The 21,487-nt window shown below is 43.4% G+C and carries 20 protein-coding genes and 2 riboswitches; of the genes, 19 read left to right on the plus strand and 1 reads right to left on the minus strand.

From position 1 onward, the window contains the following. The first annotated feature begins 5 nt into the window (after window positions 1-5). The 10 genes from EV207_RS16815 to sufB all read left to right on the plus strand — a co-directional run bounded on the left by EV207_RS16815 (window position 6) and on the right by sufB (window position 10,131). On the plus strand, window positions 6-1,001 hold the full coding sequence (locus EV207_RS16815; RefSeq protein WP_132747312.1) for a homoserine dehydrogenase: 996 nt from the start codon (window positions 6-8) through the stop codon (window positions 999-1,001). 87 nt (window positions 1,002-1,088) lie between these two features. Beyond that, window positions 1,089-1,198: riboswitch (SAM riboswitch) on the plus strand. Window positions 1,199-1,298: 100 nt separating this feature from the next. After that, a riboswitch (SAM riboswitch) is annotated at window positions 1,299-1,404 on the plus strand. Window positions 1,405-1,500: 96 nt separating this feature from the next. Further along, a complete protein-coding gene (locus tag EV207_RS16820) occupies window positions 1,501-2,541 on the plus strand; it encodes a methionine ABC transporter ATP-binding protein (RefSeq protein ID WP_132747313.1) in 1,041 nt (346 codons plus the stop codon). Further along, window positions 2,519-3,187: a methionine ABC transporter permease gene (locus tag EV207_RS16825; RefSeq protein ID WP_132747314.1), complete on the plus strand. Its 669-nt coding sequence runs from the start codon at window positions 2,519-2,521 to the stop codon at window positions 3,185-3,187. The genes EV207_RS16820 and EV207_RS16825 overlap by 23 nt, the downstream gene beginning before the upstream one ends. Before the next feature lie 15 nt (window positions 3,188-3,202). After that, window positions 3,203-4,039, plus strand: a complete 837-nt coding sequence (locus EV207_RS16830; RefSeq protein ID WP_132747315.1) for a MetQ/NlpA family ABC transporter substrate-binding protein — start codon at window positions 3,203-3,205, stop codon at window positions 4,037-4,039. 392 nt (window positions 4,040-4,431) lie between these two features. Beyond that, window positions 4,432-4,575 carry a YuzK family famiily protein gene (locus EV207_RS23165; RefSeq protein WP_165886985.1) on the plus strand — a complete coding sequence of 48 codons (144 nt, stop codon included), beginning with the start codon at window positions 4,432-4,434 and terminating at the stop codon, window positions 4,573-4,575. A 240-nt stretch (window positions 4,576-4,815) separates the two neighbouring features. Beyond that, complete coding sequence (gene sufC, locus EV207_RS16835) at window positions 4,816-5,595, plus strand: Fe-S cluster assembly ATPase SufC (protein ID WP_132747316.1); 780 nt, start codon at window positions 4,816-4,818, stop codon at window positions 5,593-5,595. A gap of 61 nt (window positions 5,596-5,656) precedes the next feature. Further along, window positions 5,657-6,967, plus strand: coding sequence for a Fe-S cluster assembly protein SufD (gene sufD / locus EV207_RS16840; protein WP_132747317.1), 1,311 nt, complete (start codon window positions 5,657-5,659; stop codon window positions 6,965-6,967). After that, window positions 6,967-8,187 carry a cysteine desulfurase gene (locus tag EV207_RS16845; RefSeq protein WP_132747318.1) on the plus strand — a complete coding sequence of 407 codons (1,221 nt, stop codon included), beginning with the start codon at window positions 6,967-6,969 and terminating at the stop codon, window positions 8,185-8,187. Before sufD ends, EV207_RS16845 begins: the two co-directional genes overlap by 1 nt. Then, complete coding sequence (gene sufU, locus EV207_RS16850) at window positions 8,177-8,629, plus strand: Fe-S cluster assembly sulfur transfer protein SufU (RefSeq protein ID WP_132747319.1); 453 nt, start codon at window positions 8,177-8,179, stop codon at window positions 8,627-8,629. Before EV207_RS16845 ends, sufU begins: the two co-directional genes overlap by 11 nt. 104 nt (window positions 8,630-8,733) lie before the next feature. Next, window positions 8,734-10,131 carry a Fe-S cluster assembly protein SufB gene (gene sufB / locus EV207_RS16855; RefSeq protein ID WP_132747320.1) on the plus strand — a complete coding sequence of 466 codons (1,398 nt, stop codon included), beginning with the start codon at window positions 8,734-8,736 and terminating at the stop codon, window positions 10,129-10,131. 49 nt (window positions 10,132-10,180) lie between these two features. Here the strand turns inward: sufB and EV207_RS16860 are convergent, their stop codons facing one another. Beyond that, on the minus strand, window positions 10,181-10,852 hold the full coding sequence (locus EV207_RS16860) for a GntR family transcriptional regulator (protein ID WP_132747321.1): 672 nt from the start codon (window positions 10,850-10,852) through the stop codon (window positions 10,181-10,183). Between the two features lie 107 nt (window positions 10,853-10,959). Between EV207_RS16860 and EV207_RS16865 the strand changes: the two genes are divergently transcribed. From EV207_RS16865 to EV207_RS16905, 9 genes are all read left to right on the plus strand, one after another. Beyond that, window positions 10,960-12,138 (plus strand): Gfo/Idh/MocA family protein, encoded by a 1,179-nt coding sequence (locus EV207_RS16865; protein ID WP_132747322.1) that lies wholly within the window; start codon window positions 10,960-10,962, stop codon window positions 12,136-12,138. Continuing rightward, the gene (locus EV207_RS16870; RefSeq protein WP_132747323.1) at window positions 12,131-13,294 is read left to right on the plus strand and encodes a dihydrodipicolinate synthase family protein; all 1,164 of its coding nucleotides are present in this window, start codon (window positions 12,131-12,133) and stop codon (window positions 13,292-13,294) included. The genes EV207_RS16865 and EV207_RS16870 overlap by 8 nt, the downstream gene beginning before the upstream one ends. A 1-nt stretch (window position 13,295) precedes the next feature. Then, window positions 13,296-14,105, plus strand: a complete 810-nt coding sequence (locus EV207_RS16875) for a sugar phosphate isomerase/epimerase family protein (RefSeq protein WP_132747324.1) — start codon at window positions 13,296-13,298, stop codon at window positions 14,103-14,105. A 43-nt stretch (window positions 14,106-14,148) separates the two neighbouring features. Beyond that, window positions 14,149-15,147 carry a hydroxyacid dehydrogenase gene (locus EV207_RS16880; RefSeq protein ID WP_132747325.1) on the plus strand — a complete coding sequence of 333 codons (999 nt, stop codon included), beginning with the start codon at window positions 14,149-14,151 and terminating at the stop codon, window positions 15,145-15,147. Window positions 15,148-15,159: 12 nt separating this feature from the next. Further along, complete coding sequence (locus EV207_RS16885) at window positions 15,160-15,942, plus strand: sugar phosphate isomerase/epimerase family protein (RefSeq protein ID WP_132747326.1); 783 nt, start codon at window positions 15,160-15,162, stop codon at window positions 15,940-15,942. A gap of 34 nt (window positions 15,943-15,976) precedes the next feature. Next, window positions 15,977-17,848, plus strand: coding sequence for a DUF2264 domain-containing protein (locus EV207_RS16890; RefSeq protein WP_165886987.1), 1,872 nt, complete (start codon window positions 15,977-15,979; stop codon window positions 17,846-17,848). 83 nt (window positions 17,849-17,931) lie between these two features. Next, a complete protein-coding gene (locus EV207_RS16895) occupies window positions 17,932-19,521 on the plus strand; it encodes an extracellular solute-binding protein (RefSeq protein WP_132747328.1) in 1,590 nt (529 codons plus the stop codon). 91 nt (window positions 19,522-19,612) lie between these two features. Further along, the gene (locus tag EV207_RS16900) at window positions 19,613-20,581 is read left to right on the plus strand and encodes an ABC transporter permease (protein ID WP_132747329.1); all 969 of its coding nucleotides are present in this window, start codon (window positions 19,613-19,615) and stop codon (window positions 20,579-20,581) included. Next, a complete protein-coding gene (locus EV207_RS16905) occupies window positions 20,575-21,477 on the plus strand; it encodes a carbohydrate ABC transporter permease (RefSeq protein ID WP_132747330.1) in 903 nt (300 codons plus the stop codon). Before EV207_RS16900 ends, EV207_RS16905 begins: the two co-directional genes overlap by 7 nt. Window positions 21,478-21,487 lie beyond the last annotated feature (10 nt).

A 21,487-nucleotide genomic window follows, 5' to 3' on the forward strand; every position in this document is an offset into this window, starting at 1 on the left:
GTTAAATGACGATTAATGTTGCTTTGCTGGGATTTGGTACTGTTGGCCAAGGTGTGTATGAGACAGTCCAAACTCATCAGCATGAGCTGTCCCAAAAAATTGGCGAGGAAATCCGTATTGTTTCTATATTAATAAAAAGTCAGGACAAAGACCGGCGCATAGAGGAAAACGTTCAAGTCACAACAAGCTTTGCCGACATCTTCAAACAAAATCGAATTGATATTGTGATAGAGGCTATTGTAGGCTGTGATCCGACATACAATTATGTCAAAGAGGTATTAAGCCAAGCCATACCGGTTGTCACAGCGAACAAGGAGCTGATGGCGAAGAAGGGTTCACATTTGCGAAAAGTGGCTCGTGAGAATAAAACAACGATCGCATTTGAAGCATCTGTTGCCGGGGGCATTCCTATCATTCGTGTGATAAACGAATGCCTCCAAATAAATAGAATTGAAAAGGTTGAAGCGATATTAAATGGAACATCCAATTATATCCTGTCATCAATGAGAGAAAATGGTTTATCCTTTAAGACAGCCCTAGCAGATGCTCAGAAGCTCGGTTACGCTGAAGCAGACCCGGCAAATGATATATTGGGATGGGATGCTTTTTATAAAACAATGATTCTCAGCGATCTCATTTACGGCTCCCAGCCCGATTGGGAACAGGCATATCGCAAAGGGATTGACAATGTTACTGAAAAGGAAATCAAAGCGGCGGAGAACGAAGGCAAAAAGGTTAAATTGATAGCAACCTTGTCTAAGGCAGGCGGCCGAGTGGTCCATGCGGAAGTTAAACCAGTAAAAATTGGTCCTGATCACCCGCTCTATAGTGTTGAAGGAGTGGATAATGCTGTCAGTATCCAAACTGATTTGGCGGAGAACTTAGTTTTCCAGGGGCCGGGTGCCGGGGCCTTGCCGACAGCAAGTTCAATATTGCAAGATGTTATTAAGGCGGCTCTTAGAAACAGAAGTGTGGATTCTAAAGTGGCACAAGTTTTATAATCTAGTGAATTCTCCCTCTTTTCTATTGACAGCAACTTTGTCCCATGATAAGATATAATCTGTCTTAAAAAATTGAATCAATCGTTGCTCTTATCAAGAGAGGTGGAGGGAACGGCCCGATGAAGCCCGGCAACCGCCAACAAATCGTTGGAAAGGTGCCAATTCCTGCAGGGGTATTTTGCCTTGGCAGATAAGAGAGAAGTTAGGTAACCCTACGTCTCTTTATCTGTCATGATAAAGGGATTTTTTTGGTAAAAGCACGATTATCATATTATTGCTCAAATTAAATATTCAAGACTCTTATCAAGAGAGGTGGAGGGACTGGCCCGATGAAACCCGGCAACCGCCAGCAACAGTTGGAAAGGTGCCAATTCCCGCGAGAGCTATGCTTGGCAGATGAGAGGGACTAATAATGAAAAGGCCCTTCTGTACATCTGTGTAGAAGGGCTTAATTTTGGGCAAATAAAGAGATAGAGCTGCACGCCAGAGGAGGGACACCATGATTAAACTGAAGGGTATTAAGAAATTTTATAAAACCAAAACAGGTCTTGTTAACGCTCTTAATGGCATTGACTTAGAGGTTAATAAAGGGGATATTTTTGGTGTTATTGGCTACAGCGGTGCAGGGAAAAGCACATTGATCAGGTTGATTAACATGCTTGAGAAGCCGTCAGAAGGCAGGATTAATGTTGATGGCAGCGAAATGTCGACCTTATCAAAGAAAGCATTGCGCGATGCGAGAAAACAAATCGGGATGATCTTTCAGCATTTCAACTTATTATGGTCCAGGAATGTTAAAGATAATATTGCCTTTCCTTTAGAAATAGCAGGAGTTCCAAAGAGGGAACGGGAGCGGAAGGTTAAGGAATTAATCCATCTTGTTGGTCTTGAAGGCCGGGAATCTGCCTATCCGTCGCAATTAAGCGGTGGTCAAAAGCAGCGGGTCGGCATCGCCCGTGCATTGGCGAATGATCCAAAAGTCTTGCTTTGCGATGAGGCAACAAGTGCGCTTGATCCAAAGACAACCGAGGCCATTTTGGATTTGCTCGTTGATATTAACCAAAAGCTTGGTTTGACAATTATTCTAATTACACACGAAATGCATGTGATCAAGAAAATTTGTCACCAGGTTGCTGTCATCGATAATGGCATTATTGTCGAGGAAGGCGAAGTGCTTGATGTGTTCCGCAGCCCTCAAATGGCAATTACCAAGGATTTTGTCAAACAAGTTACAAGCGACTCAGAGTCCGAAGAAGCCGTCAAGCTAATTAAGCAAACCTACCCATCAGCGACGATTGCCAGGCTGACCTTTGCAGGTGAAGCGGCCAATCGCCCGGTTATCAGCGAACTGTTAAAGCAAGAAGCTATTGACGTAAATTTATTAGAAGGCAACCTTTCGCAAACACAGCGCGGTGCTTTGGGGACATTGACATTGCTTTTGGATGGCGAGGCACCCAAGGTTAAGGATGCTATCACTTTTGTAGAAAATCAAGGTGTTGTTGTGGAGGTGATCCAACATGCTTCAGAACCTGTTTCCTAATGCGGATTGGGCTGAAATCTGGAAAGCGATTATAGATACGCTGTATATGACCGCCATCTCTGTCGTCGCAACATTCATCCTGGGGATCATTCTAGGTCTACTGCTGTTCGTAACAGCAAAGGGCAACATGTTTGAAAATGTTGTGATTTATAAATGTGTATCGGCCATTGTTAACATATTTCGTTCTATTCCATTTATCATTCTAATTATTTTATTGATCCCTTTTACCATGATTATAGTGGGGACAATGCTTGGTTCAACTGCAGCGCTGCCAGCTCTGATTATTGGCTCAGCGCCTTTCTATGCCAGGCTTGTTGAGATAGCTTTACGGGAAATTGATAAAGGTGTCATTGAAGCTGCCCAGGCCATGGGTGCTAACAAGTGGCAAATTATATGGAAGGTTTTATTGCCTGAATCCATGCCGGCCTTAGTATCGGGAATTACAGTGACTTCCATAGCCCTCGTTGGCTTTACCGCGATGGCAGGAGCCATTGGTGCTGGTGGACTTGGCACACTGGCTTATATGGATGGATACCAGCGGGGCAACCGAGATGTGACATTGCTCTCAACCATTTTTATTTTGATTATTGTTTTCATTTTGCAAATCATTGGTGATTATATGACTAAACGCTTAGATAAAAGATAGAGGAGAGAGACAACGATGAAAAAACTCACAGCAATCGTTTTAGGATTAGCCTTAGTATTTACTCTTGCGGCCTGCGGCAATAACGGCGGCAAAGATTCTGGCAGCAAGGATAAGCTGACAAAGCTAAAGGTCGGCGCATCGCCGGTTCCCCATGCTGAAATCCTTGAGAAGGCAAAACCCATTTTAAAAAAGAAGGGCATTGACCTTGAAATTGTTAAATTCCAAGATTATGTCACGCCAAACAAAGCATTGGCAAGCGGTGAAATAGACGCTAACTATTTTCAAACGCTTCCATACCTGAAACTGCAAGAAAAGAAATTTGGCTATGACTTTGCTGTTGCCGGAAAAATTCATATTGAACCAATCGGCATCTATTCGAAAAAGTATAAGAGCTTAAAGGATCTTCCTAAAGGCGCAACAATTATTATGAGTAATTCAGTTTCCGATCAGCCAAGAATGCTTTTGTTATTGCAAGAAGCTGGGTTAATTAAGCTGAAAAAAGGCGTCGGCTATAATGCGACAAAGGATGATATCGTCAAAAATCCGAAACACATCAAAATTAAGGATGACTATGATCCAGGCATGCTGTCACGCATTTACAAAAATGGCGAAGGTGACGCCGTGCTAATTAATACCAATTATGCTTTAGATGCTGGACTTAAACCAAAGAAAGACGCCATTGCTTTGGAGAGCAGCGATTCTCCTTATGCCAATTTGATTGTCGTGAATAAAAAGGATAAGGATAATAAGGCTGTCAAAAAACTTGTCGACGTTCTGCAATCTAAAGAAATACAAGATTTTATTAATAAAAAATATAAAGGCGCCGTAGTGCCTGTAAAACCAAATAAGTAAGTTTAAAAAGAGCGGCGAGGGCCGCTCTTTTTTCTTTTTTGCACCTGTAAAAAAGTGACTTTATACCTAATTTAGCGGGGTAAAGCAAATGTAAGCGGTTACCAAAAAATAATAATATAAGACAACATTGAAAAACGGAGGAACAGGGAGTTATTTTCATTTTCTTACCCGCTGGTTAGCAACCAGAACGGTTCAGCATAATGAATCATTCATCAGGCCGCTATTTGCCGTTTGTGAGGATATGGCACGCGTGTTATCCTATGTTTTGTACTGATCAAGGTAAACCTTAAGCATAAGCGTAACTGACTTATGCAAAAAATTGAAAGGAATGGTTTATTATTCAGAGCCAACAGAAAATCCGTATTCCTCACACCAGTGAAATGGAGAAAGCAATGCACCAGGCACATGGTATTGGTTACGCTGAATATGAGAACAGTCTAGAGAAACGGATTGAGGTTGAAAAGGCACGTGAAAAAGACCATCACAAATGCACGCAAATCACAGCAACACACGACAACAAGACCGTAAAGTCATAAATAATATTTAGAAAAAAACCAGTTTTCGAACTGGTTTTTTCTCATTTATATAGTTTATTTATTAGCTTGTGTAAACACTGTATTTTATGTAAAAATAGTTGCATATTAATAGGAAATCTTTGATTAACCGTCATGAGTTGATATGTTATTGGATTTGATATAAGATTAGAATGAGAATAGATTGAGAATTACTTTTCCTAAAAGGAATCATAAAAGAAACGTACTATGGAGGTATTTTATATGTCCGCACCAAATCTTAAGATTGATAATCTTCATGTTTCCATTGAGGACAAAAAGATTGTAAAAGGCTTTGATTTAGAGATCAACGGCGGTGAAATTCACGCTGTTATGGGACCCAACGGCACTGGGAAATCAACACTTGCTTCGGCGTTGATGGGCCATCCCAAATATGAGATCACTGAAGGCAACGTTGCTTTCAATGGTGAAGACCTGCTTGAAATGGAAGTTGACGAAAGAGCACGTGCTGGCTTGTTCTTAGCCATGCAATATCCAAGTGAAGTCAGCGGTGTGACCAATGCCGACTTCCTAAGAACGGCAATCAACGGCCGCCGCGGTGAGGGAAATGAAATTCCTCTTATGAAATTCATTAAGCAATTGGACAAGAAAATGGACTTGCTTGATATAGATCAGGAATTTGCCCAACGTTATTTGAACGAAGGATTCTCAGGCGGGGAGAAGAAACGGAATGAAATTCTTCAGCTTATGATGATTGAGCCCAAGATTGCGATCTTAGATGAAATCGACTCCGGTCTTGATATTGACGCTCTTAAAGTCGTGGCTAAAGGTGTTAATGAAATGCGTTCGGAAGATTTTGGATGTCTCATCATCACACACTATCAGCGACTCTTGAACTACATCACTCCTGATAAAGTTCATGTTATGATGCAAGGACGAATCGTTAAATCCGGAGGACCTGAGCTTGCTGAACGTCTGGAAGCTGAAGGCTATGACTGGATTAAAGAAGAACTTGGCATTGAAGACGAAACCATCGAGGCATAACATCAAATAACAAGTGCCCCGCGTGTGGCTCAGGTGATTTAACGAGGTAGGAGGAATAAGCATGTCAACTGAAACAAAGGATCTTCAGTATGATTCAAATGATATAACAGGCTTTTCAAAAGAGCGGCAAGAACCCCAATGGTTTACAGATATTCGGCTTAAAGGGCTTGAACTGACGGGTCAGCTTCCAATGCCCAAACCGGAAAAAACAAGAATTATTGGTTGGAATTTTACACAGTTTGAACACAAAGCGGATTCAAGAACATTTGACTCCCTTGAAGATTTACCAGTTCATATCAAACAGCTAGTCGGACAGGATGATGAGTCAGGCAATGTGCTTATCCAGCATAACGGCCATGGGGCTTACCAGGTATTGTCAGAGGAGCTAAAGGCAAAAGGGGTTATTTTTACCGACCTGCAAACCGCTTTGAAAGAACACGGGGATTTAGTTGAAAAATATTATTTCTCCAAGGCGGGTAAAATTGATAAGCATCGTTTGACTGCACTGCATGCAGCACTGGTCAACAGCGGAACGTTTTTGTATATACCAAAAAATGTTGTGATTGATGTCCCACTGCAAACCGTCTATTGGCAGGAAAACCCTAAGGTTGGATTCATTAACCATGTGATTGTTGTCGCTGAAGAGGGCAGTTCAGTTACCTACGTTGAGAACTACTTATCCGAGGAAGCGGATGGGGAAGGCGTTGCCAATATTATCAGTGAGGTCTATGTCGGCGACAATGCCCAAGTTCAATTTGGTGCAGTTGACAATTTTTCAAAAAATGTCACTGTCTACGTTAACCGGCAAGGCCATGTTGGCAGAAATGGCAAGCTTGAATGGGCTCTTGGCCAAATGAATGACGGCAACACGATTTCAGAAAACTTGACAGAATTAGTAGGAGAGGCTTCAATTGCCGATACTAAGGCTGTCAGTGTTGGTCGCGGCGACCAAAAACAAAGCTTCGTCAACAACAATCAACACTATGGCAAACATTCCGAAAGCATGATGCTGATTCATGGTGTTCAAAAAGACAGCGCCAATTCGATTTTTAACGGAATTACCAAAATTGAACATGGCGGAACAAAATCAAGCGGCGATCAAACACAGCGTGTGCTAATGTTAAGTGATAAAGCGCGCGGTGACGCCAATCCGATTTTGCTTATTGACGAAGATGACGTTATTGCCGGTCATGCGGCATCCGTTGGACGAATCGATCCAGTACAACTTTATTACCTGATGAGCCGCGGTATCTCCAAAAAAGAAGCTGAACGCCTCGTTATCCACGGGTTCCTGGCACCAGTTGTTAATCAATTGCCGATTGAAGGCGTTAAGAAGCAGCTCGTCGAGGTTATTGAAAGGAAAGTTCAGTAATGAACATATCAGACATTCGCAAGCACTTTCCCATATTAGATCAGGAAGTTAACGGACATCCGCTTGTATACTTGGACAGTGCAGCGACATCGCAGAAACCGATATCTGTCATTGAAGCGATCGATCGTTATTACCGCGAATATAATTCCAATGTTCACCGAGGTGTACATACCTTGGGAACGAAAGCTACAGACGGTTACGAGGGTGCCAGAGAAAAGGTCAGACGATTTATTGGTGCGGCGAGCACTGAGGAAGTCATCTTTACCCGGGGGACGACAACAGCCATTAATATGGTTGCACACAGCTACGGCCGGGCCAATTTAAGTGAGGGGGATGAAATCCTCCTCACGCCAATGGAGCATCATGCGAACTTGATCCCTTGGCAGCAGGCCGCCAAGGCAACAGGAGCAGTGTTGAAATATGTTCCAATGCAGCCGGACGGCACAATTTGTCTAGAAGATGTTAAAGAAATGATCACACCGCAAACAAAGATTGTCGCGATGGCTCATGTCTCAAATGTCCTTGGCACCATCAATCCAATTAAAGAAGTTGCTGAAGTCGTCCATCAACAGGATGCCATTCTGCTAGTTGATGGGGCGCAAAGCACACCGCACTTATCTGTTAATGTTACGGATCTTGGTGCTGATTTCTACGCTTTTTCAGGCCATAAAATGGTTGGTCCTACAGGAATCGGCGTCTTGTATGGCAAAAAGGAACTATTGGAAAATATGGAGCCTTTTGAGACTGGCGGAGAAATGATCGATTTTGTTGATTATTATGATGCATCTTGGAAAGAGCTGCCATGGAAGCTTGAAGCTGGTACACCTGTGATTGCCGGCGCCATAGGTTTGGGGGCGGCGATCGACTTCTTGAACGACATTGGCATGGAAAACATCCATGCTCATGAAGAAGAACTGGCGGATTACGCCCAGCAGGCACTGTCTGAAATCGGCGACCTCACTATTTATGGTCCCAAAGAACGTGCCGGACTTGTTACCTTTAACATGGGTGATGTCCATCCTCATGACGTGGCAACGGTTCTTGATGCTGAAGGGATTGCTGTCAGGGCGGGACATCATTGTGCCCAGCCGCTTATGAAATGGCTTGGTGTTTCAGCCACAGCCAGAGCGAGCTTCTACCTTTACAATACAAAGGAAGAGATCGATGCTCTCGCGGCCGGATTAAAGAAAACAAAGGAGTATTTCGGTCATGTCTTTTAATAATTTGGATCAGCTTTATCGGCAGGTTATCATGGATCACTACAAGAATCCACGCAACCGCGGTGAGCTTGATCAAGAGGATAAATTAATTGTCAACATGAACAATCCCACATGCGGTGACCGGATTCAATTGCAACTGCAAGTTGAAGATGAAAAAATAACGGATGCCAAGTTTACCGGAGAAGGCTGTTCAATCAGTATGTCATCCGCTTCAATGATGACCGATGCGATCAAAGGGCTTTCCGTTGATGAGGCGGTCCGCATGTCCCATATCTTTTCCGAGATGATGCAAGGGGACGATTACGATGAGGATAACCTTGAACTTGGTGACATTGAAGCTTTGCAAGGTGTCTCCAAATTTCCTGCCAGGATCAAATGTGCGACACTTGCTTGGAAGGCAATGGAAAAGGGATTGAAGGAAGAGGACCAAACGAAACATTAGGATCATGTCCTATAGTGTCTAAGAGTATGTTACAATGACACAAGAATAGGATGTGTCTTAGGCTGTTGGATGTTATGTGCCATTAGATTAAAGGAGGGTTATCAATGGCCAAGAAAATGCCTGAAATCGGCGATTACAAGTATGGCTTTAGAGATAAAGACGTCTCTGTGTATAGAGCGGAACGCGGGTTGACAAAAGAGGTTGTTGAGGATATTTCCAAAAGAAAAGATGAACCTCAGTGGATGCTCGATTACCGTTTGAAAGCACTGGAGCATTTTTATAAAAGACCAATGCCTCAATGGGGCGGTAATTTGAACGATCTTAATTTTGATGACATAACTTATTATGTTAAGCCATCGGAAAAATCGGGCCGTTCATGGGATGAAGTGCCTGAAGAAATCAAGCGGACTTTTGATAAGCTTGGTATTCCGGAAGCTGAGCAAAAATACCTTGCCGGTGTTTCTGCTCAATATGAATCGGAAGTTGTCTATCACAACATGAAGAAAGACCTTGAAGATATGGGGATTGTCTTCAAAGATACGGATACTGCGCTGAAGGAAAATGAGGATCTTTTTAAAGAATATTTTGGTTCGGTTATTCCTTATGCGGATAACAAATTTTCTGCATTGAACTCTGCGGTTTGGTCCGGCGGCTCTTTCATTTATGTGCCAAAAGGCGTCAAGTGTGAAACACCACTGCAGGCTTATTTCCGAATTAACTCGGAAAACATGGGACAGTTTGAACGGACATTGATTATCGTTGATGAAGGGGCATCTGTACACTATGTTGAAGGCTGTACAGCACCTGTTTATACAACGAATTCACTTCACAGTGCTGTTGTTGAAATCATTGTTAAGAAAGATGCCTATTGCCGTTATACAACGATCCAAAACTGGGCGAACAACGTCTACAATCTCGTTACAAAACGTGCTGTAGCGCATGAAAATGCCACGATGGAATGGATCGACGGCAACATCGGTTCTAAGCTGACGATGAAATACCCTTCTGTTATATTAAAAGGAGAAGGTGCCCGCGGCAACACGCTTTCTATCGCGATTGCCGGTAAAGGTCAGCATCAGGATGCGGGTGCTAAGATGATGCATCTAGCGCCTAACACATCGTCAACGATTGTGTCCAAATCCATCTCGAAGCACGGCGGTAAAGTCACATACAGGGGGATTGTCCATTTTGGCCGCAATGCATCCAATTCCCGCTCAAACGTGGAATGTGACACATTGATCATGGATAATGAGTCGACATCAGATACGATTCCATTCAATGAAATTCTTAATGAAAACATTTCATTGGAACACGAAGCCAAGGTTTCGAAGGTATCTGAAGAACAACTCTTCTACCTTATGAGCCGCGGTGTATCTGAGCAAGAAGCAACAGAAATGATCGTTATGGGCTTCATCGAGCCGTTTACAAAAGAACTGCCAATGGAATATGCTGTTGAAATGAACCGTCTGATCAAATTCGAAATGGAAGGTTCAATTGGTTAAAAGCTGTAAAAAAACGCCCTATCATTAGGGCGTTTTTTTTATGCTCATTTCACCCGATATGTCTCATATAATCATGGAGAGCATTAAGGTTATGTTTTCTTATCCACTGTTCAGCTTCCTTGCTTTTTTCACTTGCCATCGCGTCCACGATGGCATAGTGCTCCTTTTGTGATTGAACATGCCTATGGGCTAATACTTCATGGAAATAGTATCGCCGGATCCGATCCCATTTGTTCAGAACCTTTACATGCATTTCTTTTAGCATAGACATTGATGTGATGTCGGTTATGGCGAGATGGAATTGTCTATTTAAACCTCCCCAATCCTCGTGATTTTTCTTTTCAAGAAAGTCATCCATTGCTTCCAATTGTTTCTTTAGTTTCGCTAAGTCTTCCTTTGTTGCCTTCTCTACAGCAATACGGACTGCAGCCGTCTCCAAGCCTTCCTTTACTGTAAAAGCTTCAATAATGTCTGATTTGGAGATTGGTGTGACGATGGTTCCCACATGAGGGCTGTAATTTACCAATTCTTCAGTGTGCAACAACTGGAGCGCCTCTCGGACCGGAATCGTACTGACCGAAAGCTGATCCGCTATGTTTTTGATTACCAGTTTCTCACCGGGCATCAATTCACAGTGCATGATGGCATCCCGCAATGTTTGATAGACATATTCTTGTTTGGTTTTATAGATTTGTTTAGAAGATTGTAGTAGTTTTCCCATTTTTCTCTCCTTGGCTATTGACCTGAAAATTCAAACAATATATGATATATGATAACGGCGAAAGTCAAATTTGTAAAGTTATTATTCTTTTGGAGGGAGTTTAGTCAATGCAAACAATCGGAATCATAATGAACGGTGTCACTGGGAGGATGGGAACCCGTCAACATTTGGAACGGTCAATTATCGCAATACGCGAACAAGGTGGGGTCCTGCTCCCGAGCGGGGACAAAGTGATGCCTGATCCTATTTTGGTCGGACGCGATGAAAGCAAGCTGCGATCCCTAGCACAGAAGTATAGCATAAAACGGTGGAGTACCGACCTGGAAGAATGTCTGGCTGATCCTTATAATGACATCTACTTTGATTCCCAAACGACGATTCGCAGAGCCAAAAGCGTTCGGAAAGCTATTGAGGCAGACAAGCACGTCTATTGTGAAAAGCCAACGGGAGTGAGTCTGGAAGAAGCAATGGCATTGGCCCAATTTGCCCACGAAAAAGGCGTGAAAAACGGGGTGGTTCAGGATAAGCTTTTCCTGCCTGGTTTACTTAAATTGAAACGGCTTGTGGAGAGCGGCTATTTTGGACGCATTCTTTCGGTGCGTGGTGAGTTCGGTTATTGGGTGTTTGAAGGAGACGTGCAAGAGAGCCAGCGTCCATCCTGGAACTATCGAAGGGAGGAAGGCGGCGGAATTATCGTCGATATGTTGTGTCACTGGCGCTACGTTCTCGATAACCTATTCGGGGGAGTGAAAGCTGTTTCTTGTCATGGGGCGACTCATATCCCTGAACGGTGGGATGAGGCGGATAAACCTTATAAAGCTACCGCGGATGATTCGGCCTACTCTACGTTTGAACTGGAGGGAGGGATTGTTGCACATATCAATTCTTCGTGGTGTGTGCGTGTGAAACGGGATGAACTGTTTGAACTTCAGGTGGACGGGACGGAAGGTAGCGCGGTTGCAGGACTTCGTCAATGCAAAATCCAGCCCCGGGCAAGTACGCCTAAAGCGATTTGGAATCCTGACATTTCGGATAAAAATAACTACCGTGAACAATGGCTGGATGTGCCACTGAACAAAGAGCCTGACAATGCCTTTAAAATTCAATGGGAAATGTTTCTTAAGCATGTCGCAATCGGCACACCATTTCCGTACGATCTGCTTCAGGGGGCAAAAGGGGTTCAATTGGCCGGCCTTGGGAAAAGATCGTGGCAACAACGGCGCTGGATTGACGTTCCGGAATTGAAGCTTGAACAGCTAACAGGAAAGGGCGTGGATCATGTCTAGGCCATTGCTTTTGCCGCGCGCTAACGGAAAAATTGAGGCATATATTCCCGAAAGGAAACCCCTTCCTCCGGGACTTACAGGACCCCCGAAAAGCCGGCATGTCTACGCAGCGGCTCATGTTGTAGCTGATCCGCTTGCTGACTGTGATTCATCGCTATCAGCGACCTTAGATTGGGAAGCCACACTTGCTTATCGGCGCCATCTTTGGTCGCTCGGATTTTCTGTCGCTGAAGCTATGGATACCGCCCAACGAGGAATGGGACTTTGTTGGGAGACGTCCCGGGAACTGATCCGGCGTTCGGTTGCCGAAGCAAAAACTTTGAATAAAGAGATTGCCTGTGGTGCAGGGACAGATCAGCTGGCATTATCATCTGATACAGATTTGCAAGATGTTTGCCAAGCCTACGTGGAGCAGTGTGAGTTTATAGAGAAAACAGGCGGTCAGATTATTTTGATGTCAAGCCGTGCTCTTGCAGCTGTGGCTAGAGGGCCTAATGATTATGTGAAGGTATACGAGAAGATTCTAACGCAGGTTTCGGAACCCGTTATTATACATTGGCTCGGCGATATGTTCGATCCGGAGCTTAAAGGGTATTGGGGAGAAGTCGATCCGGATAAAGCGATGGAATGGTGTTTGCAAATTGCAAAAGAACATGCTTCAAAGGTGAAAGGCATTAAAATCTCCCTTTTAGATGCTGACCGTGAAGTTGGCATGCGCCGCCAGTTGCCGGATGGGGTGAAAATGTATACCGGGGATGACTTTAATTATCCGGAATTGATTCTGGGGGAAGGGGATCATTACAGCCATGCACTTCTTGGAATATTCGACGCCATTGCACCGATTGCATCCGCTGCCCTGAAATCCCTTGATGAAGGAGACACGCAACGTTTCAATGAGATCCTAGCTCCAACTGTCCCGTTAAGCCGGCACATCTTCAAGGAACCGACTCGTTTTTATAAGACAGGTGTCGTATTTCTAGCTTGGCTTAACGGACATCAATCCCATTTTCGGATGGTCGGCGGTCTTGAAAGCATGCGTTCAATCGTTCACCTTTCCGAACTGTTTGTACTGGCCGATCAAGCCGGTCTATTGACGGATCCCGATCATGCTATGGAACGAATGGGAAAGATTCTTGAATTAGCGGGGGTGGTGTAACATGGAGCTTTCTCGTCTGAGTATGAATCAAATAACTGCCGATAATTATAGCTTGCGTGAAGTCGCCGAGGCTTGTGAAAGTGAGGGAATCAAATGGATCGGTCCATGGCGCCATAAAGTAGCTGAAACAGGTCTTAAAGAAAGTGTAAAGATCATTCAGCAGGCGGGGCTCAAGGTATCAGGTCTTTGCCGGGGAGGAATGTTTCCGGCAGCAAGCAAAGCTGAGCGCATGGCGAATATTGATGACAACCGCCGGGCGATCGATGAAGCTGCAGAACTCGGAACGGATGTCCTTGTTCTCGTGTGCGGATCCAGTCCAAACCGTGATATAGACGCTGCACGCGGCATGGTAGAAGAAGGCATTGAAACCCTTATTCCTTATGCTGAACAGGCCAATGTTAAATTGGCGATTGAGCCGCTTCATCCGATGTTTGCGGCCGATCGTTCGGTTATCGTCACGCTCGGCCAGGCAAATGACATGGTGGAACGTCTCGTCTCTTCGCAGGTGGGCGTTGTGATTGACGTTTACCATGTTTGGTGGGACCCGCGACTTTACGATGAGATCAAGCGAGCGGCAGGTCATATTTACGGTTTTCACGTCAACGACTGGTCCGTCCCAATTGAAAATACGCTGACTTCACGCGGGATGATGGGTGATGGGGTTATCGAACTAACCCGAATCCGCCATGCGGTAGAATCGGCTGGGTATAATGGCCCTGTTGAAGTTGAAATCCTTAACAGCGATTTGTGGAAGATGCCCTATAAGGAAATTCTAAAACGAACGAAACAAACGTTTTTGGAACATGTTTAACCTTAAAGCGAAGATATTTTTAACGAGATGAGGGAAAGAAGTGATGATAAAGGGACTTTATGTGATGAACAGAGGTTGGTTTGATAAGGTTTATCCGCAGGAAGTACGAAAAGAAATTGAAAAGTCGGCAATGATTGATGTTCCGCTGCAGACCAAAGAATCGATCACTGAAAACCTATCGATTTTACGTGACGCTGAGGTGATGTTTTCCGGTTGGGGCGCACCGAAGCTAGATGAACGTTTTTTGGAAGCAGCGCCTCATTTAAAAGCGTTATTTTACGCTGCCGGTTCCGTTAAAGGAGTTGTGACAGATGCTTGCTGGGAGAGAAATATCATGGTTTCTAGTGCTTACGCGGCTAATAGCATCCCGGTCGCTGAATATACATTGTCGCAAATCTTATTTTCTTTAAAGCATGGTTGGCATTACAGCATGGCAATCAAGCGAAAAGAAAAGTTTGTGGATAAAAGTTCTGATTGTGCTCCGGGAGGTTATGGCAGCACGGTGGGCCTTATATCGCTTGGTATGGTTGGGCGCAAAGTGTGCGAACTTCTCAAAAACTACGATATCCATGTGATTGCTTATGATCCCTATGTTTCCAAAGAAAAGGCTGCTGAGCTTGGCGTTGAACTTTGCTCATTGGATGAAGCGTTTGAGCGATCAGATATCGTTTCCTTGCATGCACCGTGGCTCAAGGAAACAGAAGGCATGATCACGGCTGCCCATTTCGAAAGGATGAAACCTTATGCAACCTTCATCAATACCGCAAGGGGGGCAATCGTTCGGGAGCCGGAGATGATCAGAGTTTTACAAAGACGAACAGACTTAATGGCCATTTTGGATGTCACTTATCCGGAACCACCAAAACCCGGCTCACCGTTGTACACCTTATCCAATGTCATTTTGACGCCACATATTGCCGGGAGCGGGGTGAACGAAGCCCAGAGAATGGGAGCCTATATGTTGGATGAATTCAAGCGCTATCTAAAGGGGGAACCCCTAAATTGGCAAATCACAAAGGGAAATGTCGCAACTTTGGCTTAAGGGGATGATTCAGTGATTAAAACAGGATTATGCTCCGTGACATTTAGGGAGTTCAGTGTTGAACGGATCATTGATTTAGCAAAAAAGGCAGGGGTGGGGGGAATAGAATGGGGAGGTGATGTTCATGTACCGCCTGGTAATTTGGCGCGAGCTCTAGACGTCGCTGATCTGACAGCAAAAGCAGGATTAAGCATCGTATCCTACGGTTCGTACTATCGGTCTGGGTGTGAAAATGACGTGCCTTTTGATCAAATTTTGAAAACGGCGATAACATTAGGAGCTCCGTCTATACGGGTCTGGGCCGGTAATCGCGGATCGATAAAAGCTGATGAACAATATTGGAAAAAAGTGATATGGGACACCGAAAGGATTGCGGCTTTGGCAGAAGAGTCTTGCATCACGATTCATATTGAATATCATGGCGGGACACTTACGGATACACGAACGTCGGCATCGCGGCTGATGAAGGCGATAACTCAAGAAAATGTAAAAGCATATTGGCAACCCCCTGTTGGGGAAGACGTTGATACCCGCTTGAGAGGCATGAAAGAAATCGAACCTTGGCTGAGCCATGTCCATGTTTTTCATTGGGATAACAGGGACCGCCGTCCCTTGAACGAAGGGAAGGCAGAGTGGAAGCGTTATTTAGGAATTTTAGCAGGATTACAGCATGACCACTATGCCATGCTTGAATTCGTGAAAGAGAATGACCCCGAACAGTTTCTCCGGGATGCGGATACATTACAAATTCTTATTGACCAATGTGAATGGGTTGATGGGTTCCCGTTTTTATGATGGATATCAAAAAAGAGCGAAAGGGGATAGCAATATGGAACAAGCTGTCAGCAGTCCTGTTTTGGAAATTAAAAATAATCCAATCAAAACGAAAAGTGATTTGCAGGCATTAGTGAAACAGCTCGTTAAACCATTGGAAGACTATTTCAGCGAAGATCATACGCATTTGTTTCTTGGACAAACAGCAGCGCATTATAGTAAGCAAGTCGCCGGGTTTGAAGCTTTTTCCCGTCCATTGTGGGGAATGGCTCCACTGATTGCTGGAGGTGGTTCGACTTCCATTTGGGAAAAATATATTGATGGCATCAAACACGGGACAAACCCTGAACATCAAGGGTTTTGGGGGTTTCCAGGTGACTATGATCAGCGGGTTGTTGAAACCGCGGCGTTCGGTTTAACACTTGCGCTGTGCGGACCGACACTTTTGCATCGGTTCACTGCGCCAGAAAAGGATCGTTTATTTAACTGGTTGTCTGTCGTTAGCAAAAGAAAAACCGGCGATAATAATTGGAATCTTTTTAAGGTCATGGTCAATACAGGACTTGCAAGATCAGGCATGGCGTATGACCAAGGTGCAAACGATGAAGCATTTGCGAGAATTGAGCGTTATTACCTTGGTAATGGTTGGTATTCTGATGGATTAACGCGTCAAAAAGATTATTATGTTTCCTTTGCGATCCATTTTTATTGTCTCATCTATGCCACTTTGATGGAAGAACAAGATCCGGAGAGAGCCCGGTTGTTCAAAGATCGAGCAGCCAAATTTGCAAATGATTTTATTTATTGGTTTTCTGCAGACGGATCATCATTCCCATTTGGAAGAAGTATGACATACAGATTTGCACAAACTGCTTTTTGGAGTGCTTTGGCTTTTGCAAAGGTTGAATCGGTCTCGTGGGGTGAGGTGAAGGGGGTTGTTTTGCGTCATTTGCGTTGGTGGATGAAACAGCCAATTTTCACCCATGACGGTGTGTTAACGATCGGTTACGGTTATCCGAATTTGATCATGGCGGAAAATTATAATGCACCGGGATCACCGTATTGGGCCTTTAAGGCATTTCTCGTTCTGACATTGAGCGAAGACCATCCTTTTTGGAAAGAGGAGGAACAAGACCTTCCGAAATTACAGGAAATTAAGGTGCAGAAGCACCCGCAAATGATCGTGTGCCGTGATCGCATCAATCAACATGTTTTTGCATTGACATCAGGACAATATGCAAACTTTGAACCTGCTCATACAGCAGAGAAATATGCGAAGTTTGTGTATTCCAATCAATTTGGGTTTAGTGTGTCGAAAGAGTCACACGGATTAACTCATGGGGCATTTGATTCAATGCTGGCACTTTCCGAAAAAGACAATCATTGGCGTGTTCGCCGTACATGTGAAAAGGTCGAAATAAATGATGACTATATTTACTCACTGTGGAAGCCGTGGGGAAACGTGGATATAAAAACGTGGCTCATTCCACTTAATCTCTGGCATATCCGCATTCATCATATTAAAAGTGAAAGGATGCTGGATACTGCAGAAGGGGGCTTTGCCATTCCGGTGGACGATCCTTACAAAGGGAGGGGCGAACAACAGCGCGAATTTGCAAAATCGTCGACAGGATTAAGTGGCATCATTGACTTATTTGAGGAACGAGAATTTAAAATAGTTCGTTCAGCTCCAAATACTAATATGCTGTATCCTAACGTTTCGGATATCCCAACGCTAGTAAGCTCTCTCGACACAGGAAGTCACTGGCTGGCAGCGGCAGTCCTTGCACACAAAAATGAACCGTTCTTTTCGGAGTATTGGCATAATCCTCCCCGGCTGATAAAGTGTGATACTGGATTTCGTGTGATCTCCCAAGAGGGTGAGCGGTTCATAAAAACAAAGGTGAAGGCAGATTCATGTAATTGAAATCAAAACGTTAACTTGGTAGAAATCCGATGGTGAGTGTGAATGTTTTAATAATCATTTATGTATCGAGGAGGAAATAAATAATGAAGCCAAGAAAATGCTTTGTATTTGTTACGATGATTTGTATGTTCTTTTTGACGGCGCTTACGGGATGCACTGACTCAAAAGAGACTTCCAAAAACGTTAAGCAAACAGATGAAAACGGTAAACTGGTAGAGTTGAGTTATTTTGTCCCAAACTATGGTCCGACTACTGTGATAAAAGATTACAATGATATCGCTGCTTACCAAGTATTGGAGAGGGAAACCGGTATCCATGTTGACTTTCAACATCCAGCCTCTGATTCAGATGAGGTAACTCAACAATTTAACTTAATGATGGCTTCAGGAGATTTGCCAGATGTGATTGAATACATTTGGACAAATGCATCGGGAGGCCCCAGCAAGTACCTTGAGGGTGGGCAGATAATTAAATTAAACAAGTACATTAAAAAGTATGCTCCGAATCTTAGTAGGGTGTTAAAAGAACATCCGGACTGGAAAAAGCAAATTTCAACCGATGATGGTTCAATTTATGGTTTTCCTTTTTTACGCAGTGACCCGGAATTACTTACATCTTATGGGCCGATTATTCGCAAAGATTGGCTGGATAAACTAAACCTCAAGATTCCGACCACGATAGACGAATGGCATAATGTATTGAAAGCGTTTAAAGAAAAAGATCCAAATGGAAACGGCAAGGCTGATGAAATTCCCTTATTGCCTGCATTAACATCTAATGCTTTTATCGGCGCCTGGGGGATTACACCTGACTTTTACCAGGTAAACGGCAAGGTAAAATATGGGCCGACAGAGCCAGAGTTTAAAGCGTTTTTGAAGGTCATGCATCAATGGTACAAAGAAGGCCTTATTGACAAAGGCTATGTTGCCACTGACGGCAAACTGCAAGATGCGAAGGTTACGGGGAATAAGTTAGGTGCCTTTATGGGTTATAACGGGGGGAGTCTAGGCAGGTATATGGGACTGATGAAAGAAAAGAATCCCGATTTTAGATTGGAAGGTATACCTTATCCCACACTTCAAAAAGGCGAGAAACCAATCGTCGGTCAAAAAGATTCGAATTTCAATGGTGTTGCCGCAGCTATTTCGGGTGATAATGACCATGTTAAACAAACCATGAAATGGCTTGATAGGGCTTACAGTGACAAAGGGCACCTGCTATTTAATTTTGGTGTCGAAGGTAAAAGTTATAAAATGGTTGATGGCAAGCCTAAATATACAAAAAAAATTACGGATAATCCAGATGGATTGCCAATGCAGGAGGCGCTCGCAAAATATGTTCGTGTCGCGTGGAGCGGACCTTTTGTACAGGATAAAGGTTATGTCGAACAATATTACCAGTTACCAGAACAGAAAACAGCGCTAAAAAACTGGTCGAATGCCAAAAACGACATTTTACTTCCGCCAATAACAGCAACACCGGAAGAAAGCAAACAATTATCATCAATTATGAACGATATCAATACTTATCGGGAAACAATGGTTAATAAATTCGTCATGGGGAAAGAACCCCTATCCAAGTTTGACAGTTTTGTTAAGACGTTGAAAGGTATGGGCATCGAAAAGGCCGTCAAAATGAAACAGGCTGCACTTGATCGCTATAATAAACGCTAATCATCTTAGTTTTTGCATGTACGCAGTTTTGCGTACATGCAAATTTCCCATTAATGGAATGAGACAAATCTGACAGATTGGAGTTTTGTAAATGGCGTCTATTCAACTTGGTACGAGAAAGGAAAAAGCCACTAGATTGATTAGAAAGGCAACTTTCAGGGAAAGAGTTGTAAAAGATTTTAAGCGAAACAAATACGTCTACGCCATGCTTTTACCGGTTGTTGCTTACTTCTTGATATTTCATTATGGCCCAATGTATGGTGTTCAGATTGCCTTTAAAAATTATGATGTCACAAAAGGATTTTTAGGGAGCCCTTGGGTCGGTTTTGAACACTTCGTCGAGTTTTTCAAAAGTTACTATTTTTGGAGATTGATCCGAAATACCCTTCTGCTTAGCTTGTATTCATTGATTTTTGTATTTCCTGCACCGATCATATTTGCCTTGCTGTTAAATGAAATACGCAACATGAAGTTCAAACGGCTTACTCAAACGATTACCTATTTGCCGCATTTTATTTCACTTGTAGTCGTTGTGGGTATATTGGTAGATTTCCTGTCACCCCAAGGATTGATCAACCAAATCTTATCGGTATTTGGCGTTGATGTTACGAATTATTTGCAAGAAGCCGGATGGTTTCGAACGATCTTTATCAGTTCTGAAGTTTGGCAAACGGTAGGCTGGGGCTCAATCATCTATCTTGCTGCCATTACCAACGTCAATCCACAGTTATATGAAGCGGCAAAGATAGATGGGGCCGGGCGCTTTCGGCAGATCATACATGTCACAATTCCGGGCATTCTTCCAACGATAACAATTTTATTTATTTTGCAATTGGGATCTTTGATGACCGTGGGCTATCAGAAAATAATTTTATTGTACAACCCGCTTACTTACGAAACGGCCGATGTTATTTCCACTTACATTTATCGTAAAGGTATCCTGGATGCTAGTTATAGCTATAGTGCAGCGATCGGTTTATTTGATGCCGTGATTAATTTTGGCATTTTGGTATTGGCTAATCGGATCAGCAAAAAGGTTGGTGAAACGAGCCTATGGTAAGAAAAAAGAAGAAAAATCACATTCGTTCCGGTCTAGGAGATATGACATTTAACACCATAAATGTTTTGATCATGATTGTCTTGATGCTCGTTACCCTCTACCCATTTCTATATGTGCTGTTTTCATCTTTTAGTGATGCAGGTCTGTTGTCACAGCACAGGGGAATCTTGTGGAAACCACTTGGTTTTTCTTTAGAAGCATATAAAGCTGTGTTTGACAATCCAATGGTCTTAATTGGATATGCGAATACTATTTTCTATGTCGTTGTCGGGACTGTCATCAACCTGGCGCTGACGATACTAGGTGCGTATGCTTTGTCACGGCGCCAATTGATGTGGAAAAAGCCGATTATGCTTGGTATTGTTTTTACAATGTTTTTTAGCGGCGGGTTGGTTCCTAGATATTTACTTGTTCATGACCTTGGATTACTCGATACGCGGTGGTCCTTGATTTTGCCTACAGCGATCAGTGTCTTTAATCTCATCGTTATGCGGACGTCCTTTCAGGCGATTCCCGTCAGTCTGGAAGAATCAGCACGCATTGATGGAGCAAATGATTTTACTATTCTTTTTCGCATTGTGTTGCCGTTGTCTTTACCAGTAATAGCTGTTATGACGCTATTTTACGGTGTTTCCCATTGGAATTCGTATTTTGACGCCATGATTTTCTTGCGAGACCGGGATTTATTCCCTCTTCAACTCGTTTTACGTACCATTCTTATAACCAATGACACGTCTAGCATGACAGTAGGCAGTCTTGGCGGAGATACTTATCGCATTAGTGAAACGATAAAATATGCCGTTATTATTGTTGCAACGGTCCCGATATTGTTTTTGTATCCGTTTTTGCAGAAATATTTTGTGAAAGGGGTTATGATCGGGTCATTAAAGGAGTAGTTGGCAAGCT

This window comes from Scopulibacillus darangshiensis (genome assembly GCF_004341035.1).
Lineage (GTDB): Bacteria > Bacillota > Bacilli > Bacillales > Sporolactobacillaceae > Scopulibacillus > Scopulibacillus darangshiensis.

Bases quoted from the DNA above. Each gene is read 5' to 3' on its own strand.
- EV207_RS16905 (WP_132747330.1), top strand. From the start codon at position 20,575: ATGGTAAGAAAAAAGAAGAAAAATCACATTCGTTCCGGTCTAGGAGAT.
- EV207_RS16895 (WP_132747328.1), top strand. From the start codon at position 17,932: ATGAAGCCAAGAAAATGCTTTGTATTTGTTACGATGATTTGTATGTTC.
- EV207_RS16820 (WP_132747313.1), top strand. From the start codon at position 1,501: ATGATTAAACTGAAGGGTATTAAGAAATTTTATAAAACCAAAACAGGT.
- sufU (WP_132747319.1), top strand. From the start codon at position 8,177: ATGTCTTTTAATAATTTGGATCAGCTTTATCGGCAGGTTATCATGGAT.
- sufB (WP_132747320.1), top strand. From the start codon at position 8,734: ATGGCCAAGAAAATGCCTGAAATCGGCGATTACAAGTATGGCTTTAGA.
- EV207_RS16825 (WP_132747314.1), top strand. From the start codon at position 2,519: ATGCTTCAGAACCTGTTTCCTAATGCGGATTGGGCTGAAATCTGGAAA.
- EV207_RS16830 (WP_132747315.1), top strand. From the start codon at position 3,203: ATGAAAAAACTCACAGCAATCGTTTTAGGATTAGCCTTAGTATTTACT.
- EV207_RS16880 (WP_132747325.1), top strand. From the start codon at position 14,149: ATGATAAAGGGACTTTATGTGATGAACAGAGGTTGGTTTGATAAGGTT.
- sufC (WP_132747316.1), top strand. From the start codon at position 4,816: ATGTCCGCACCAAATCTTAAGATTGATAATCTTCATGTTTCCATTGAG.
- EV207_RS16875 (WP_132747324.1), top strand. From the start codon at position 13,296: ATGGAGCTTTCTCGTCTGAGTATGAATCAAATAACTGCCGATAATTAT.
- sufD (WP_132747317.1), top strand. From the start codon at position 5,657: ATGTCAACTGAAACAAAGGATCTTCAGTATGATTCAAATGATATAACA.
- EV207_RS16900 (WP_132747329.1), top strand. From the start codon at position 19,613: ATGGCGTCTATTCAACTTGGTACGAGAAAGGAAAAAGCCACTAGATTG.
- EV207_RS16860 (WP_132747321.1), bottom strand. From the start codon at position 10,852: ATGGGAAAACTACTACAATCTTCTAAACAAATCTATAAAACCAAACAA.
- EV207_RS16815 (WP_132747312.1), top strand. From the start codon at position 6: ATGACGATTAATGTTGCTTTGCTGGGATTTGGTACTGTTGGCCAAGGT.
- EV207_RS16890 (WP_165886987.1), top strand. From the start codon at position 15,977: ATGGAACAAGCTGTCAGCAGTCCTGTTTTGGAAATTAAAAATAATCCA.
- EV207_RS16870 (WP_132747323.1), top strand. From the start codon at position 12,131: ATGTCTAGGCCATTGCTTTTGCCGCGCGCTAACGGAAAAATTGAGGCA.
- EV207_RS23165 (WP_165886985.1), top strand. From the start codon at position 4,432: ATGCACCAGGCACATGGTATTGGTTACGCTGAATATGAGAACAGTCTA.
- EV207_RS16845 (WP_132747318.1), top strand. From the start codon at position 6,967: ATGAACATATCAGACATTCGCAAGCACTTTCCCATATTAGATCAGGAA.
- EV207_RS16865 (WP_132747322.1), top strand. From the start codon at position 10,960: ATGCAAACAATCGGAATCATAATGAACGGTGTCACTGGGAGGATGGGA.